This window comes from Helicobacter cetorum MIT 00-7128, assembly GCF_000259255.1.
In the GTDB taxonomy this organism is placed as follows: Bacteria; Campylobacterota; Campylobacteria; order Campylobacterales; family Helicobacteraceae; genus Helicobacter; species Helicobacter cetorum_B.
Map to the genome: position 1 here is coordinate 1552148 of NC_017737.1, position 16648 is coordinate 1568795.

The 16648-nt window shown below is 31.3% G+C and carries 17 protein-coding genes and 1 CRISPR repeat array; of the genes, 8 read left to right on the forward strand and 9 right to left on the reverse strand.

Translation table 11 applies throughout. The features are described from left to right. The first annotated feature begins 28 nt into the window (after window positions 1-28). The 8 genes from csx20 to HCW_RS07140 are packed head-to-tail and all read left to right on the forward strand — an operon-like array spanning window position 29 to window position 8212. Entirely contained in the window at window positions 29-415 is a 387-nt protein-coding gene (csx20, locus tag HCW_RS07105) for a CRISPR-associated protein Csx20 (protein WP_014661549.1), read from the forward strand. Then, window positions 412-1236: a CRISPR system precrRNA processing endoribonuclease RAMP protein Cas6 gene (cas6, locus tag HCW_RS07110; RefSeq protein WP_014661550.1), complete on the forward strand. Its 825-nt coding sequence runs from the start codon at window positions 412-414 to the stop codon at window positions 1234-1236. The genes csx20 and cas6 overlap by 4 nt, the downstream gene beginning before the upstream one ends. Continuing rightward, window positions 1233-2885 carry a type III-A CRISPR-associated protein Cas10/Csm1 gene (gene cas10 / locus HCW_RS07115; protein WP_014661551.1) on the forward strand — a complete coding sequence of 551 codons (1653 nt, stop codon included), beginning with the start codon at window positions 1233-1235 and terminating at the stop codon, window positions 2883-2885. The genes cas6 and cas10 overlap by 4 nt, the downstream gene beginning before the upstream one ends. After that, window positions 2878-3534 carry a type III-A CRISPR-associated protein Csm2 gene (gene csm2 / locus HCW_RS07120; protein ID WP_014661552.1) on the forward strand — a complete coding sequence of 219 codons (657 nt, stop codon included), beginning with the start codon at window positions 2878-2880 and terminating at the stop codon, window positions 3532-3534. Before cas10 ends, csm2 begins: the two co-directional genes overlap by 8 nt. A gap of 25 nt (window positions 3535-3559) precedes the next feature. Next, entirely contained in the window at window positions 3560-4600 is a 1041-nt protein-coding gene (gene csm3 / locus HCW_RS07125; RefSeq protein ID WP_014661553.1) for a type III-A CRISPR-associated RAMP protein Csm3, read from the forward strand. A gap of 1 nt (window position 4601) precedes the next feature. Next, window positions 4602-5507 (forward strand): type III-A CRISPR-associated RAMP protein Csm4, encoded by a 906-nt coding sequence (gene csm4 / locus HCW_RS07130; protein ID WP_014661554.1) that lies wholly within the window; start codon window positions 4602-4604, stop codon window positions 5505-5507. A 2-nt stretch (window positions 5508-5509) separates the two neighbouring features. Then, complete coding sequence (gene csm5, locus HCW_RS07135) at window positions 5510-6697, forward strand: type III-A CRISPR-associated RAMP protein Csm5 (RefSeq protein ID WP_014661555.1); 1188 nt, start codon at window positions 5510-5512, stop codon at window positions 6695-6697. 12 nt (window positions 6698-6709) lie between these two features. After that, window positions 6710-8212, forward strand: coding sequence for a TM1812 family CRISPR-associated protein (locus tag HCW_RS07140; protein ID WP_014661556.1), 1503 nt, complete (start codon window positions 6710-6712; stop codon window positions 8210-8212). Window positions 8213-8399: 187 nt separating this feature from the next. Here the strand turns inward: HCW_RS07140 and HCW_RS07145 are convergent, their stop codons facing one another. The 9 genes from HCW_RS07145 to HCW_RS09130 form a co-directional block, all read right to left on the reverse strand. Further along, window positions 8400-8612 carry a hypothetical protein gene (locus tag HCW_RS07145; protein ID WP_014661557.1) on the reverse strand — a complete coding sequence of 71 codons (213 nt, stop codon included), beginning with the start codon at window positions 8610-8612 and terminating at the stop codon, window positions 8400-8402. 328 nt (window positions 8613-8940) lie between these two features. Continuing rightward, window positions 8941-9390, reverse strand: a complete 450-nt coding sequence (locus tag HCW_RS07150; protein ID WP_014661558.1) for a hypothetical protein — start codon at window positions 9388-9390, stop codon at window positions 8941-8943. A gap of 9 nt (window positions 9391-9399) precedes the next feature. After that, window positions 9400-9834 (reverse strand): hypothetical protein, encoded by a 435-nt coding sequence (locus HCW_RS07155; RefSeq protein WP_014661559.1) that lies wholly within the window; start codon window positions 9832-9834, stop codon window positions 9400-9402. 353 nt (window positions 9835-10187) lie between these two features. After that, a complete protein-coding gene (locus HCW_RS07160) occupies window positions 10188-10463 on the reverse strand; it encodes a hypothetical protein (protein ID WP_014661560.1) in 276 nt (91 codons plus the stop codon). Between the two features lie 15 nt (window positions 10464-10478). Then, the gene (locus HCW_RS07165) at window positions 10479-10847 is read right to left on the reverse strand and encodes a hypothetical protein (protein ID WP_014661561.1); all 369 of its coding nucleotides are present in this window, start codon (window positions 10845-10847) and stop codon (window positions 10479-10481) included. 236 nt (window positions 10848-11083) lie between these two features. Then, complete coding sequence (locus tag HCW_RS07170) at window positions 11084-11380, reverse strand: hypothetical protein (protein ID WP_014661562.1); 297 nt, start codon at window positions 11378-11380, stop codon at window positions 11084-11086. 308 nt (window positions 11381-11688) lie between these two features. Then, window positions 11689-14295: direct repeats of the CRISPR family, unit length 37 nt; unit sequence GTTTCAATCCCCTTGAACGGGTCAATCTGTAATAAAT. Window positions 14296-14738: 443 nt separating this feature from the next. Beyond that, entirely contained in the window at window positions 14739-15014 is a 276-nt protein-coding gene (cas2, locus tag HCW_RS07175) for a CRISPR-associated endonuclease Cas2 (protein ID WP_014661564.1), read from the reverse strand. Beyond that, a complete protein-coding gene (gene cas1, locus HCW_RS07180; RefSeq protein ID WP_014661565.1) occupies window positions 15015-15971 on the reverse strand; it encodes a CRISPR-associated endonuclease Cas1 in 957 nt (318 codons plus the stop codon). It lies immediately after the preceding gene. Window positions 15972-16059: 88 nt separating this feature from the next. Then, window positions 16060-16647: a thiamine phosphate synthase gene (locus HCW_RS09130; protein ID WP_014661566.1), complete on the reverse strand. Its 588-nt coding sequence runs from the start codon at window positions 16645-16647 to the stop codon at window positions 16060-16062. Between the last annotated feature and the right edge of the window lies 1 nt (window position 16648).

Here is a 16648-nt window from a genome sequence, read left to right on the forward strand (position 1 = left end):
TTTTAATAAGATTTTAAAGGGGTAGGATTTGAAAGCATTCTTACTTTTTTCCCACAAACTTAGCCAAGAGCAACAACAAGATTTAAAACTTCACTACAGCGTAAGTGAGTTTGTGTCTTTACCTAAAGAGTTGCAAATTTTATGGTCTCAAGTGCCTAGTCAATTAGAAAGCTTAAAAGACTATTTAAATCCCATTAAAGAATTTATAGAAAATAACGCTGCAAAAAATGATATCGCTTTAATTAGTGGGGATTTTGGAGCGACATTTCATATGGTAAATTTTTGTCAAAACTTGGGCTTACTTTGTGTGTATGCCACCACAAAAAGAGATAGTTTTGAGAGCATGAATGAAAAAGGCGAGCTAGTTAAAACTTCAACTTTTAAGCATGTAAGATTTAGGGAGTATGAAAAATGAACTACATCAAAATCACTATAAAAATCAAGGATAAGCCACCCTTTTTTATGGGTAGTCAAATTAGGGGTGCCTTTGGCGTAGCGCTTAAAAAAATCGTGTGTTTGAATCCGCCTAACAAGCATGGCGTGTGCATTCTTAAAGAAAATTGCTTGTATTGTGCGTTTTTTGAAATCAAAAACACCATTTCAACTTATCGCTTGGATTTTAAACTAGGTGCTAGAGAATATGACTTCAATATGTATTTATTTAATCGTGCCACTAAAGAACTTCCTTATGCACTAAGTGCGTTATTAGAAATGCTTAAAAACATCGGCTTAGGTAAAGAGAAAAAGACTTATGAAGATTTTAGTATGCTCATTAATGATGAGAATTGCTTGAATGGCGAAGAAATCAGTTTGCCAAAAAATAGCCAACAAATCTTTAGCATTAAAGAGCGTTTTGAAAACATCATCTTGGAATTTGTTACGCCCTTAAGAATTAAAAAGGATAATCGCTTTCTAAGAGATGCCAAAAATTTGGAGCTAAAAGACTTAATCAATTCCATTTATCAACGACAGATGAAACTTCTAAACAGAGATTTTAAGAAATTTCCTTATGAAATTAAAGGTGAAATCATTGAGAGAAATTTAAAATACTTAGAACTGACTCGCTCAAGCAACAGACAAAAAACAACCATGCAATTTGGGGGGTTGGTAGGAAAAATGAAAATTAAAGGCTTGAATAAAGAAAGTTTTGAAGTGCTAAAATTAGGTGAGCTTATAGGCGTGGGCAAGAGTTGCGTGTTTGGATTAGGAAAAATTGAAGTTAAGGGGTTAGAATGAGTGAGAAAATACAAAGTATCAATAAAGAGTATATAGAATTTTTTAACAAGAAATTCTATAGATATGTTAAAGAAGATTATAACTTGGAAGAGATTTTAAATCGCTATAAAAATAAAGATTTACTTTTTATTGGAGGGGATTTTTATGGAAAACAAAATTTTATATTTGATAATGTAGTTAATAAACACGCCTTTAAAATGCTACGAGCACGCTCAGCCTTCATACAACTTTTTACACAATATGTTGCCAATTATATCTGTCATTGTTTGCAAATAGATAAAGAATGCATTATCTTTTTACAAGCGGGTAAATTTACAATCATATCTGATAGACTAGAAGTAGATATTAAAAAAATTCAAGAAGAAATCAATAAGTATTTTTTAAAAAACTTTTTTGGATTAAGTGGTATGTTACTTTTTACCTATAAGAGAGAGAATTTTAAAAATATAATGGGTGATTATTTTAGTATCATTAAGGAATTAGAGGATGAAAAAGAAAGAAAAAAGCTACAAAAGTTTAATTTTTTAGAAAAGAAGAATGAAACAGATTTTATTCTGTCTTTAGAAAGTATTCCAAATGAAAAAATCTGTAAGATTTGCAACATGCGAAAAATTCAAGAACAAGAGGATAGTAAACGCAATAAAAATAGTGATAAAGAAACATATTGTAAAATTTGTAATATATTTATTGAATTAGGACGACAATTAGCGAATATTGCAAACAAAAACTCCTTTGTTTGTTCTAGGGAGTTAGGATTAAATTTTAGTGATTTTCCTTGCAATTTGTTATTAGATACAAAAATCAAATCTTATGTCGCTATAAAACAAGGCAAAAACCAACAAAATCAAGTTTGCACTTTTGAAGAGTTAGCCAAAAGTAGTTGTCAAGGTAAAGACAAGGGGCTAAAGTCTCTAGGTGTCCTAAAGGCAGATGTGGATGGCATGGGAGAATTTATTAAAAATAAAATAAGCAATTTTAAAGAGTATGATGTTTTTTCAAAAAGTATCAATAACTTCTTTTCTTCTTATGTGCCTAAAGTTCTTATGGAAAAAAATTTAAAAAATACTTATGTGATTTTTGGTGGCGGCGATGACTTATTCTTGCTTGGAACATGGGATGAAGTCTTAAATTTAGCTAGGAAAATCTATAAGTTTTTTAGAATTTTTACAAAGTTTACAAAGAAAGAATTAAACATTTCTTTTGGCGTTGCTGTTGCCAAACCAAATGTTCCTATGAGCTACTTAGCTAACATTACAGAAATGTTATTAAATAATGCAAAGGACAAAAAAATTGGAAATAAGGAATCTATTAGTGTGTTTGGAGAAACAGCCAAGTTAGATAAATACATTGAGATTAATAAGGAGCTGAAAAAAATCATTGACATAAATGATGAAAATCTCAATACAAATTTTTACTATAATATATTAGAATTTTGCAATATGAGACAAAGACTAGAAAAAGATTTTAGCCCAAAAGATGCCTTATGGAAATCTAAGCTCAATTATAGTTTTCGTAAATATAACACTCAGAAAGAATTAGAAGATGAAAAACTAGATAAATTAATAAAATATATTGATGATTTTTATAAGGCTAAGGTAGTTAAAATGGTATTTAGTGAACTAATTTATTTAAGGAGAAAAGATGCCTAACAAAAACCAAAATAACAATCGCCACCACCATAACAACAACAATAACAACAAAGGGCATAATCAAGATAAAAGCCCTAAACAAGAACTTGATAAAGAAAAGTTTAGCAAGAGTGAACATTTTAAATTTGACCTTACAGCAGAAAAGCTTAAACCAACCATATTTAGCGATATAGCCAAAAATTGGTCTTTGATGATTGCTAATTATGATAAGGGAGTTAAAAGCTCTCAGTTAAGGCTTTTTTATAATGAAGCGCTAAAGCTAGAACAAGAAATTATCAAAAACGAAGATAATTTTGAAAAAGTATTACCCTTTATCAATGCCCTTAAATTTAAAGTATTTTATGCAAAAAGAAGAGGGCTTGTGAATGAAGCATTAGTGATTTTTATTGAACAGTCTTTATCACAAATAAATCACAACCAAAACGAAGGTAGCCAAAACAAAGATGAGAATACATGCAAGGATAACAAAGAAGTTTTTAAGAATTTTCTATATCTTTTTGAGGCTATCATAGGGTTTTATGATGATAGTAATGAGGCAAAAAATGAAACAGAAAATTTAAAAGAATCATGCTTAAAAGCATTTAAAGAAGCTTCAAATACAAAAGACCCATCACAAAATTACCAAGATAAAAACCTTTTAATGGAATAAATTTTAAAAACAGTAAAGGAAAGCGATGACACAAAAAACAATAAAAACCACCATAAAACTTCTCTCAGGCTTACATATAGGTGGTAGTGATGATACGATGAAAATTGGCGGAATAGATAATTCTGTGATTAAACGAGAAATTTTAAGCGATGATGATGGGAATATTGTCTATACAGGTGGTAAGAAAATTACTGAGCCTTATATCCCAGGGAGTAGCTTAAAAGGAAAAATGCGTAGTTTATTAGAATATGCGTTTGGATTGATTAAGGAGCAATCAGAAATTTTCAAGGGTGAGGATAAAAAAGATATTGGTAAGCCCATAGACAGCAAATTTGTTGCAAAATGCAGAGATAGAGTTAGAGATAGAGATGATGAAAACTTGCAAAAATTGCAAAAAAAGGCTCAACTCATTATTGCCCTATTTGGCGAAAGTGCGGATAATAAAAATGATGGTAGTAGTAGTAGTAATAAAGTAGATGATAATGCTACCAAAAATAAGACTACAAAAATAACAAGAGCGATTTTTAGAGATAGTTTTTTAACAAACACAATGAGAAAGCTTTATATAGAAGATAAAATCAAACTCACTGAACCTAAGGCAGAAAATACGATTGACAGAATTGATTCTAGCGCTAATCCTAGATTTATGGAAAGAGTGCCTAGTGGTTTAGAGTTTGATTGTGAAATTGTTTTGAGAGATTTTGGATTTGATGATGATTTTCTTCAATTGCTTTTCAAAAATACTCTTCATCTAGGGCTTTTATTATTACAAAATGATTATCTTGGAGGCGGAGGCAGTCGTGGGAGTGGGAGAGTGGAATTTTTCTGTGAAGAAAAATTGAAAAAGATAATCCATAACGCTAGCGATGCTATTAAAAAATTAGAAGATCAGAAAAACAAAAATGGAACAATAAACGACGCTGAGCATAAAGATTCAGACAACCAAAAAACAGAGCTTACCACCTTGCAACAAGCCATACAGAAACAGCAAATTCTCATTGGTTGTCAGCTGGAATTATTAAATAGCGATTTAAGTTTAAAGAAGAATTGTAAGGTTGAGCATTAACATGTTAGAACTATTTGCTTATGAAATCACGCCCTTAAGCAGTTTTGCCACATCTCCTAAGGGAGACACGCTTTTTGGACAAATCCTTAGTTATTTGTATTTGGAAGATAAGCATTTTTTTAAATCATATTTTGGAGATTATTGTGGCGAGAATAAGAAACCCCCCAAACTCATTGTCTCAGATATGATGCCCTTAGGTTATGTCTATAAGCCATCCTTACCTTTTTACTGTTTTGATGAAAACGACAAAAAAGAATTCAAGAAAAAAGAATTTATTTTATTAAAACATTTGCAAAGAGGAGAGTTAGATGGAATCAAAGAAATTAAATATAAAACAGAACCTGTCATTAAAAACCAAATCAACAGACTAACTTTCAGCACACAAGAAAGGTTTGACCCTTATTCTAGCATAGAAATAACTTACACCACAAAGCTATGGCTTTTTGTGTTAGTGGAAGTAAGCATAAAAGAAAAAATTGAAAAAATCCTAGAAAAAATAGGCGAATATGGTTTTGGAAAAGGTAGTAGCACAGGTAAGGGCAGATTCAAACTTGGCATGTGTTGCCCAATACCCATAAATAAAAAAAGAAATACTGAAGACAAACAACTCTTTTATATGAGCCTTTCACCCACGATTTTAATAGATGACAACATTCAAAACGCTTGGTATGAGCCTTTCACACGATTTGGAAAATTTGGGCTTGAAAACGCACACGATAATTTTATGAAAAAACCAGTTCTAATGGCAGATAGCGGAGCAGTTATTCAAACAAAAGAGCCTTTAAAAGAGCTTTATTATTTTGGAACTTGCCTTGATAATGGCTATGAGAATAAGCATTCATTTTTGCAAGGCTACTCTATCGCTGTGCCTTTTATATTAGAAAATGAAGCATGTTTAAAAGGATAAAAATGCCCAACAAAGCTCATAAAACAATCTATAAATACAAAGTGAGTGTGCTAAGCCCCATTCATATTGGCAGCGGAAATTCATTTGAATTAAACTATAACATGTTCTATAAAAATAATTCCCTTTATCTTTGTGATGAATTTAAACTTATGGATTATTTTCTAACCAAAAACCCTAAACTAGAATATTTTGAAAAAGAAAAAATGCTTTTGAAGTTCACAGAGTTTATTAAAAATAGCAAAGAAATACCTTTTATTAGAAAAATAGAAAATAATTTTATTTTAAGAAATAAGCCCTTATTGGAACACATTTCTTCACAAGTTATTAAAGATAATCAAATATTATCTTTGCCATACATTCCTGGAAGTAGTATCAAAGGAGGTCTAAGAACAGCCATTTTAAATGGCATTGTTCCTGGAAAAGAAAACAATAAAATCATTTTCAATCAAACACGCAATAGTGATTGCCAAAAAATCTTTAACGCATTAGATAATAAAAAATTTTTTAAAAATAATTCTTTAAATAAAGATAGGTTTAAGCCTAATGATGAAGATTTTATTAATGTTTTTAAAGACTTATATATCTCTGATAGTCAAAGCTTAAAAACTAAAGTCTATCAATCTATCAATATGAAAAAGCTAAAAGACCACCAAGATAAAAGAAAAAATGGAAATATAGAAAGATGTAAAAATTTTCTTGAGTGTATCATACCAGAGCAAACTTTTGAAATTACTATCACAGATAAAAACTCAAACAAAATTTTTGAAAACTTGGACAATATCTGCACTGATTTTTACAAAAAATGGTTTGAGGAAGAAGATTACTATTTTTTAGACAAAGATAACAAAAAAGAAAAAGACAGCAAAGAAGAAAAAGATGAGAATAAAAAAAACGAATATTATAATTTTCTAAATAAAGAGCAATGGAGCATAATCAAAGAAAAAGTGGAAAAAACAAAAAATGGCTTTTTGCTTAATGTAGGTAGATTTTCAGGGGCAGAAAGAAAAACGCTAAATGATTATAGGCGAATTCAAAATTCTAAGGCATTCAACAAAGATAACAAAAAAGACACAAGCACCACAAGTGCTAGAACTTATGTTTTAAGTTCTCCAAAAGAAGTAACTAACGAAAAATTTTATACAAATAAACTTTTGCCTTTTGGATGGCTCTTATTTGAAAAAATCAATTAGAAAGGATTAGCAATGAACGATAACAACAATATCTCAAAAGGTAGAAAAGCAATTATAACTATTCTAAGGCCAAAAATAGATAGACCAATTACTTATAAGATCAAAACAGAAAGTGGAAAATACAGCGAATATGAAGAATTGTATAATATGTTCGGGTACTTTTTAGAAACCAAAGAGACATTTTATAAAGATTATGACCTTATTCCGTTATATACAAAACAAGCTCTAACCACATGTAAAAGACAAATAGGTGAAAAAGAAATTCAATACAACGATGATGAAACACAAAGACTCATCATAACAAGCGAAAGCCATAATTTCATTAAAGAGGGCTATTACATAGAAGACGAAGAAGACGAGAAAGGCTTTGCCAAAATATTTTCTTTTATCAATAAAATATTGTCTTCAAATAAGTATAATCAAGTCATCGTTGATGTAACACATGGCTTTAGGCATTTACCTATGCTAATACTCGTAGATTTAATTATACAAAATTTTCAAAATACTTCTAAAGTTGAAAAAATTCTATACGCAAAGACTATAGGAGATGAAAAAGAGAACAAATACGAAATCATTGATTTAAAAGACTACTTAGATATTGCAAATATCATGTTTGTTGTGAGTTCCTTTAAGCATAATTTTACAACAAGTAATATAGAAGTTTCTTCTAAATATAGTGGTTTCATAAACTCTCTATGCGAAGTCTCTAACGACCTTTTATCCTTAAATATCAACCACTTGACAAAACAAGATGGACAAGGCAGTGCAAATAAATTGCTAAAAGACATACAAAAATTACAAGAAGAATTAGAAAAAGAAACACAAAATAAAGAACATTTTTTAATCAATCCATTAAAAGACCTCGCTGAGTTTGTAAAAGGACTGATTAACTTTGAAGGAAAAAAATACTATCAAACATATCTTGAATTAAGCGAAATATTTTATGAAAGAGACTATCTTATTAATAGCATCGCTCTTTTGTGTGAGAGTGCAAGATATTTTATTAAAACACAATTAAAAAGAGAATGCTCAGAAGATTTAACAAATAAGATTGAAAGTATAGAAGATAACTTAGATACATACGAAACACTTAGATTTTTTAGTGGGTTAAGTAGGATTGCAAAAAATAGAGATGGTAACTACATAGAAGACCCAAGAGACCCCAATTCATCGCAATATTTGTCAAAATTTGCATGGTCTGAGGAAAGAGTAATAATACGAGGAAAAGAAAGACGAATCGAAGCTAATGAAAAAGTTAAAAATAGGGTAATCAAAAACACTTTTCAAAATAGAGATAGCCAAAACTCTGATGATTATAATGTGCTACGAGAAAAATGTATGGCTATCAATGGCACTCTATCTAAAGTATCTATGCTATCAGATGAAATTGATGACTTAAGAAATAAGCTAGTCCATATTAATCCAAACAATGATTTTGATGAGATTAAAAAACAAATCAATGAAAAAATAGAGAGATATAAAGAAATAATTAATGAAGACACCCCAACAAATTAATCAAACAATATCATTAAGCATTTAAGAAATTATTGCAACGGATTAAAAGCCCCAAAAAGACTTTGTTTCTTAGGGCTAGTAATTTTTAGCCTAGTAAAAACACTTGAATACAACAAAGTATATTTTTATTCCTTATAAAGCATTTAATTATAAAATGCTTTATTTAAAAGAACCCCCACCATACAAATTACCCCCTAAAACGAGTAATCCCATGGGTTATGCCTTTAGCAACACCACTAGCAACTGCTACCCCACCAGTAGCTCCTGCCAACACAAACCCTACATAAACACAGCCTACTGCCACTACAGCTCCAGCAACAAATATAGCCGTATTGCCTACAAAGCTCATGCTAATTTTTCCATTGTCATAGTCCAAACTTGCACCATCTTTTTGTTGCATATTTAACTCCTTAAAATTACAACTTTATAGCAAACTCGCTACACACAACTAAAAGTCTAAAAGCTCATTCAATAATCAACTCTTAGTTACAAAAAAGAAATTCTAGAGCCCCCTCAAGCTCAACAAGTAGGTGGTGTCGGATTTTACCCTCCAACAAGAAAAGGGCGGAACTTAATTCCTAATAAGGAGCATATTTTATCAAAATATCTTCATCTTGTCAAGATTTCACTTATTTTTAAGACCTTTAATTACAAAACCAACAATACTTACTACTCCCACAAATAACACAGCAACAAGGATTAATTCTGCAAACAATACCAATATCACATTAACTCCTTTGATGAGACCTTAAAGTTCTTAGTTTTGCATGCAATTTATCACGAGCAAGAAAAATCTCATCTCTCCTAGCAAATAATATTTTACGCTCTTCCCCAAGCTTATGAATTTTTTGAAAGATTTTAGAGCGTTGTGCTTTATCCCTAGTTTTATCTAATTCCTTAAACAACATGTTCCTTTCATTTTTATAAATAAAAAGAGTATTGTTGTATTCGTCTAACCATTTTTTAATTTTATCAAGCTCTACCTTGATTAATTGCTCCATTCTTTGCTTTTTATATTGTTTATTTTTCACAATAGCATTTTTAACTTTTTTGCTTGTCTTTTTCTTTGCATTTTGAGTTTTAGTTCTTTCTTTTTCTATATTGCTTTTTTCATGTTCTAAGATTAAAGCTGCAATACCCGCTATAATAACCCCTCCAATAGCAATTAATCTCCACATGTTAAACCCCTACTTAGAAAGCAATTTCTTGGCATCGCTTAATGCAACAGGTGCGCTTTTAGAGGCTTTTAGCAACTCATCTAGAGCTTTAGACTCAACATTAGAAAGAGCCATACACTGAAGATTAAAAACCATTTCCATGATTTTAGAACGCTCTTCTATTGAAGAACTCTTCTTAAGTTGCCCCTTCCAAAAAGCTAGATTGCTAAGATGTTCTTGCTTTCTATCCTTGCTATGCTTTTCAAAGGCATGGCATTGCTTACTAAATCTCTTTGTATCCTCCTTAAGAGATGCAAGCATGATTTTAGCTTGCTTATCAACCTTGTGGCGCTCTAGTTTGATATTTTTACTTTCAGTGCGATACTTCAAGTATTGCCCTACAAACCCTACGCCACTCTCAATAACCATAGGTGCTACCGCTGAAACTACTTTTGCATAACTCATGTTAAACTCCTTTTAAAAAATAACACTCTTCTTTTTTGACTATTAGCGATAACCCAAGAAGTCATAAAGACCCAATGGTCTCTAAACTCCAAATGAAGAACAAGGGCATAACGCCAAAACCAACAACAAAAAAAACAAAACGGATTTAACAGATAAAAAGAATAAGCCCCATCTGTCAAGGGGATTGTAGCTATTCTAGGTTAGCTAGGACATCGGATTTGCAAGGGGAATAATAGTAGGAAATTTTTCATTTGTCAAGTATTTTTGAAAAAAATTTTTTGACTTTGATTTAAAATTCCTAGTATTATCCAAAACAAAAATCAACAAAAAGCCTAGTCAAGCTAGGCTGATTTCTAAAATTCTTTATTTAAAAACATTACCCACAAAGCATAGGTATTCCCCTTATTTTTACCCATTTCTAAGACCATTTTTGCCATTTTCAAGCAAGTTCTAGTATCATGCGCTTTCAAACAAGTTTGATAGCCTTTCCAAAACAAGTAGTTTTCACCGCCCAAATCTGAATTTGTCCATTTTTGAATATTCACATCTTTTTGAGAAAGCTCATTCTTTGTGCTAGGACTAGCCAACAAACCACCAACTAATACCAAAAGAACAAAAATTTTTTGCATAAAAACCCCTTAAACCTACCAATGATATTCGGTCGTAATATAGCCATTTTCATTAAACAATCCTATAAAAGCCTTATCAATCGTGGAAAAATTGTTGATTAAATAAGTGTCTGCGCTAACCATAAGACTGATAGTTAATTTCTCAGAATGATAAAGATTATAACTTAGGCTACTAGAATCATCAATATCAATATTTAGCTGAACATGCCTACTAATTTGAGTTACAATAGCATTTAGCTTGCTCTTAGCCTTAAATAGCCCCACGATTTCCAAAGTAATCGTATTAGTTTTATAATCAAAAGTAAGACCCTTACCATTTAAACGATTAGATAGTATCAACATAACCACCCACATCAAAAACCAATACTTATAGCACTCTCCCACTTTTCATGATATTCTCCTTATTAAGTGTTAAAAACACTTTTTATCACAATAATCAAAGGTTAAACCTTTTCAAATCGCATGCTAATAGCTTTTTAATATTGCTAGCGATTTTCTTAGGCGCTATCCTAGCATTATAAATTTAAAAAATACCCAACATATTTGATTAAAACTCTAATTCTCTTATAAATAAGCAATCCACAATAACTATAACCAATAGAGAACTTAATCCCTACTAGCTACCAACTATAACTTACCATAACTGAGCAATTAGTATTAAATAACCCTCTAATTCCAGCTAAACTATCGTAATTCAACAATAAATAATTTTGAGCATTAGCAGAAAAGTCAAAATTAACTTTCCCCTTGCTATAGATATTGAAATCCAAAGTGCTCTCATATTCATCAATATTTAATGCCAACCTACTAAGTAACTTATTAGCGATTTTATCATAAAGACCATCTTCATGAAAATCTTTTATAATCTCTAAAACAATAGTATTAGTATTCACATTAACACTGAAACCATCGGCCATTAAACTATTTCCAAATAAGTTCAATAATAGAACTACTAACCAAATCTTCCCGAAATTCCCATAGGATCTCCTTAACAATAAAAGATAAAATTAGTAAATAGAAGTCATACAACTCCTACTATATTACAATATTCTATAATCATTTTTATCTAGTTGATTTAACAACTAAACCAACTATAAGTAAGGCTTTATTTAACATTATGCATAGTTGATTATACCAATGAATAAAACCTAGCCTCATCAACACAAAAAAATCTTTAGCCGTGATTAAAATGTAATTTTCCTTAAAAATTGCTTAAATATTTCATGTTTAAATCCCCTTGAACGGGTCAATCTGTAATAAATTCATCTTAGGGGTTCGCTAGTAAGAAGTCTAAATAATTAATTTCAATCCCCTTGAACGGGTCAATCTGTAATAAATTCAGTATGAATATCCTTATGATGATAAATAATCTACTCTGTTTCAATCCCCTTGAACGGGTCAATCTGTAATAAATTTCAAATAGAATAGGCTCTTCTGGCTCATACTTAATGCCTTGATGTTTCAATCCCCTTGAACGGGTCAATCTGTAATAAATTTAAAATATCAAATGCAATCTTCTCCAGAAAGCGATTATATTAAGGTTTCAATCCCCTTGAACGGGTCAATCTGTAATAAATAAATATTCTAAACAGCCTCAAAGAACAACCCATCAAGTTAATGTTTCAATCCCCTTGAACGGGTCAATCTGTAATAAATATTACTATAATTCTCAAGAGAAAGAGAATGAGGAAATCGCGTTTCAATCCCCTTGAACGGGTCAATCTGTAATAAATCTAAAAAAGTCGCCACACAATGCGAATAATCCCTGCATGTTTCAATCCCCTTGAACGGGTCAATCTGTAATAAATTTCTATAGAGGAAATTGCTAATAATATTTTGAGTTATTCTGTTTCAATCCCCTTGAACGGGTCAATCTGTAATAAATGGTAGCTGGATTAGAATTGATTAAGATAACTCTATAACCCAGTTTCAATCCCCTTGAACGGGTCAATCTGTAATAAATGAGTTCAATGAGAAGTTATCAGAATTTGATTTCTCATTAGGTTTCAATCCCCTTGAACGGGTCAATCTGTAATAAATTTTAAAAGCATCAAGCACTTAAATCCACCAAAAAATAGTTTCAATCCCCTTGAACGGGTCAATCTGTAATAAATTAAAGAAAGAAGAGCTGCTTTAGCTAATATCCAAAATTGCGTTTCAATCCCCTTGAACGGGTCAATCTGTAATAAATCCTTCTTTATCTTTACCAATAATAACGTGAGCTTGGCAAGTTTCAATCCCCTTGAACGGGTCAATCTGTAATAAATCCTTCTTTATCTTTACCAATAATAACGTGAGCTTGGCAAGTTTCAATCCCCTTGAACGGGTCAATCTGTAATAAATGATAGTTCAATGAAGATTTACGTTAGTAGAGCTGAAATTAAGTTTCAATCCCCTTGAACGGGTCAATCTGTAATAAATTCCTCATATTTACATTCACATTGACCTTCATAAAAGCACAGTTTCAATCCCCTTGAACGGGTCAATCTGTAATAAATTTGCTTTAATGGCTGATCATAATTATCCTATGGAGAAGGGGTTTCAATCCCCTTGAACGGGTCAATCTGTAATAAATTACTATAAGAGATAGGTTCTTATAGAGATTTGACTTAAATTGCGTTTCAATCCCCTTGAACGGGTCAATCTGTAATAAATAGAGCTTATAAGTTCTTCACTAAAGATAAAGGTAAAGAGGTTTCAATCCCCTTGAACGGGTCAATCTGTAATAAATAAATTACTTAAGAGAGGTTTTGCCTATTAGAAAAATAAATTATGTTTCAATCCCCTTGAACGGGTCAATCTGTAATAAATATCTCATACTTATCATGCAGAGAGCTAATAGGGAAATAGTGTTTCAATCCCCTTGAACGGGTCAATCTGTAATAAATGCAATATAATAACATGCTGAAAAGATTAAGTGTCTTAAAAGTTTCAATCCCCTTGAACGGGTCAATCTGTAATAAATTCTTACCCACTAAAATCATGCCCGCACTCACATAAGTGCCGTTTCAATCCCCTTGAACGGGTCAATCTGTAATAAATAATGGGTTACCTTGATGGTTAAAATTATAAGTAGGTGTTCGTTTCAATCCCCTTGAACGGGTCAATCTGTAATAAATGACCAACCACTAAACTTTGCAAAATGCAGTAATCAACAAAAAGCGTTTCAATCCCCTTGAACGGGTCAATCTGTAATAAATGACCAACCACTAAACTTTGCAAAATGCAGTAATCAACAAAAAGCGTTTCAATCCCCTTGAACGGGTCAATCTGTAATAAATTTATATTAAATTCAATGTTGGAAAATACAAAGATGAAGAGTAGTTTCAATCCCCTTGAACGGGTCAATCTGTAATAAATTGGAGTTTATATTAAAAACGTAGAGAAAAGTAATTATCTTCGTTTCAATCCCCTTGAACGGGTCAATCTGTAATAAATTTGCTAAAAAGCCTTCACTATGCGCCAATGCACTCCAAGGTTTCAATCCCCTTGAACGGGTCAATCTGTAATAAATTTATTATGAGTAATGTTTTTGTTAGAACGGATTATAAAACGTTTCAATCCCCTTGAACGGGTCAATCTGTAATAAATTCACAAATTTTATTTTGTAGCTCTTGGCATTGAGACATTGTTGTGTTTCAATCCCCTTGAACGGGTCAATCTGTAATAAATTCTAAAGGCGTGAATTGATTAAAAATTTGTGAAATTTTAGGATAAGTTTCAATCCCCTTGAACGGGTCAATCTGTAATAAATTTCGCTTAAAAGCATTTGATAAATGCGTATTGCATAATAGCGTTTCAATCCCCTTGAACGGGTCAATCTGTAATAAATAGCCTTTATCACAGAGTTTAAAGACTTTTGATTCTATTCAAAAATCCCTTAAATCCTCCTAAAATACGAGCTTTTTAGAAAAAGTTCGCAAATCCCCCTATTTAAGATAAAAGTTTTGCCAATTAATCAACAACAAACTTTCAAAGACCCCCTAAAATACGAAAGTTTTAAGCCTCTTAATGCGAAGCTTAAAGGCATAAAAAGCTTATTTTGCAATGATTTGAGAAATTTAAGCCTATTTTAAAGTTCATAAACCCCTAAAGAGCGCCTTTTAAAACTTAATCAAAACTAAAAGTTCGCAAAAGCCTATCATTCTAAATCATAAAATATAATACTTTAGGTTAAAATGCTCTTATTTTACACCACAAGCTTGCAAACAAAGCTTAAAAAGTTCGCAAAAACCCTTTGTCATTTTGCAAATCATTTTGGCAATCATTAAGTGTTTAAATGAAATCATCATAGGGTTTAAAAATACCTCGTTTTTCGCCAATCTCAAAGCTTTTATCCTCACAATTAGAACACAAACGATAAAATCTCACATTGCCATTTTTAGAACGAATCATTTTTTTAATTTTAAAAACTAATTGCTTGAATTTTGTTTCTGTAAGCTCGCATTCAAAAACAGATAGATTCACCCTTGTGCCATGCTTTTCTAGTTCTTCAGCAAGAAGTTTGCGCTTTTTATTATGAATAATGTCATAAGTGATTAAAAATTTCATTTAATACTTTCCTATAAATGGCTTATAGCTTTTAGAATCTTCTTGAATGAATTTAGCTAAAGCATTGCATTCTAGCTCAATGATTTTTTCACAAGTTAAAGGTTGCTTTTTATAAGTGCTAAGAGATTGGAATTTTTGGCGCATGTTTTGTGAAATACGCTTTCTTGATTCAAGGCTTAAACGCTTGTTGTCATCTAGTCTTAAAGACTCTTTTTTATTTATCATTGAGACAATCACCCTATCTACCATAAAAGTTCTAAACTCCTCAATCACATCAAAGACCAAAGTGGGTTTTAAAGAATTAATGGCGTGCAAAAAAGAAATATGCAAGCTCAAGCCCGCTTGCAACAAATAGACTTGCACTTTAGAATACAAAATCGCATACGCATAATTGAACGCTGAGTTATAAGCATCATTAGCCCCCTTTTTGACACGCTTAAAAGGGAGTTTAATCACTTGGCTAATGCCCTGCCAATAATTTGCGCTTATTATCCCCTCAATACCAAAAAGCTCGCTCACTTCCTTAGCCTTTGAAACTTTAGGGGTTAAAGATTGCATTTTAAATATTATCTCATCTAGGTTTTTATGATATTTATTCAAATATTTTAAGAAATTTAATTGGTTGAGGCTCTTAGAACGAATGAATTGCTTGGCTAAGTAGAGATGTTTTGAAGTGTGTAATAAAAGCGATTGTTTGTGAATGATTTGTGTGTTGCTTGCTTGATAGGTAAATATGGTAGCAAGGGGCTTTAAATCTTCAATGAAAATAATGGGGATTTTTCTCTTAGCACATGCATAAATAACTAAACTAGATAGATTTGTGCTAGGATTTTCTATGATGATTTGCTCAAGCTTGTTTAAGGGGGTTTGTTGGATTATTTTACCTTGCTTTTTGGCTATTAATTTATCTTTAGAAAGGCTTAAATTCACCCCAAAAGTTGCAATACACAAGCTCATTAAGGCTCCTCAATATAAAATTTGAGTATTTTACAACGCCATGTTTGATAGATTTAAAATTTTTAAGTCAAAGTCTTTTTCCAAAACACTATTGTAAAAAGTAGCGTATTGCTGAAAAACCTCCAATGCCTTGCCCTCTTAAGCAATCTATTTGTCCTTGAGTGATAATCCCCCCTAGAGCAAAAAGGCGTGATTTTTCCATATCATTAAAATGTTTAAACACTTCTAAACCTAGAGGCTTTCCTTTATTTGGGGTTAAAAAAATGGGGCTTAGAGTTACATAATCAATCTTATTTTTAAGCATATATCTAGCGCATTCAATGCTATGTGCGCTATAAAAACAACGTTTATTATGAGCTTTAAGCGTATTTAAAAGTCTTTTTAATGGCTCAAAATTAGGATAAAACCTATCCTTAAAATGCACGCCCTCAAACGAATAATCTAGTGCAATTTTTACACTTAAAAACGCCTCTTCACAATTGATATAACTCTCTACTTCATAAGTTTTGCAAATTTCTACAAATGGCTTAAGGTAATTTTGAATAAGGTTACAATCATTACGCAAACATGCTTTATTGATAACATGTGTGCTAAAAATTTTTTCTAAGGTTTTGATAAAAATTTTTGTTGGATTAGAAGAATAAAGCAAGGGAGGGACAATAAAATACCCTTGCATT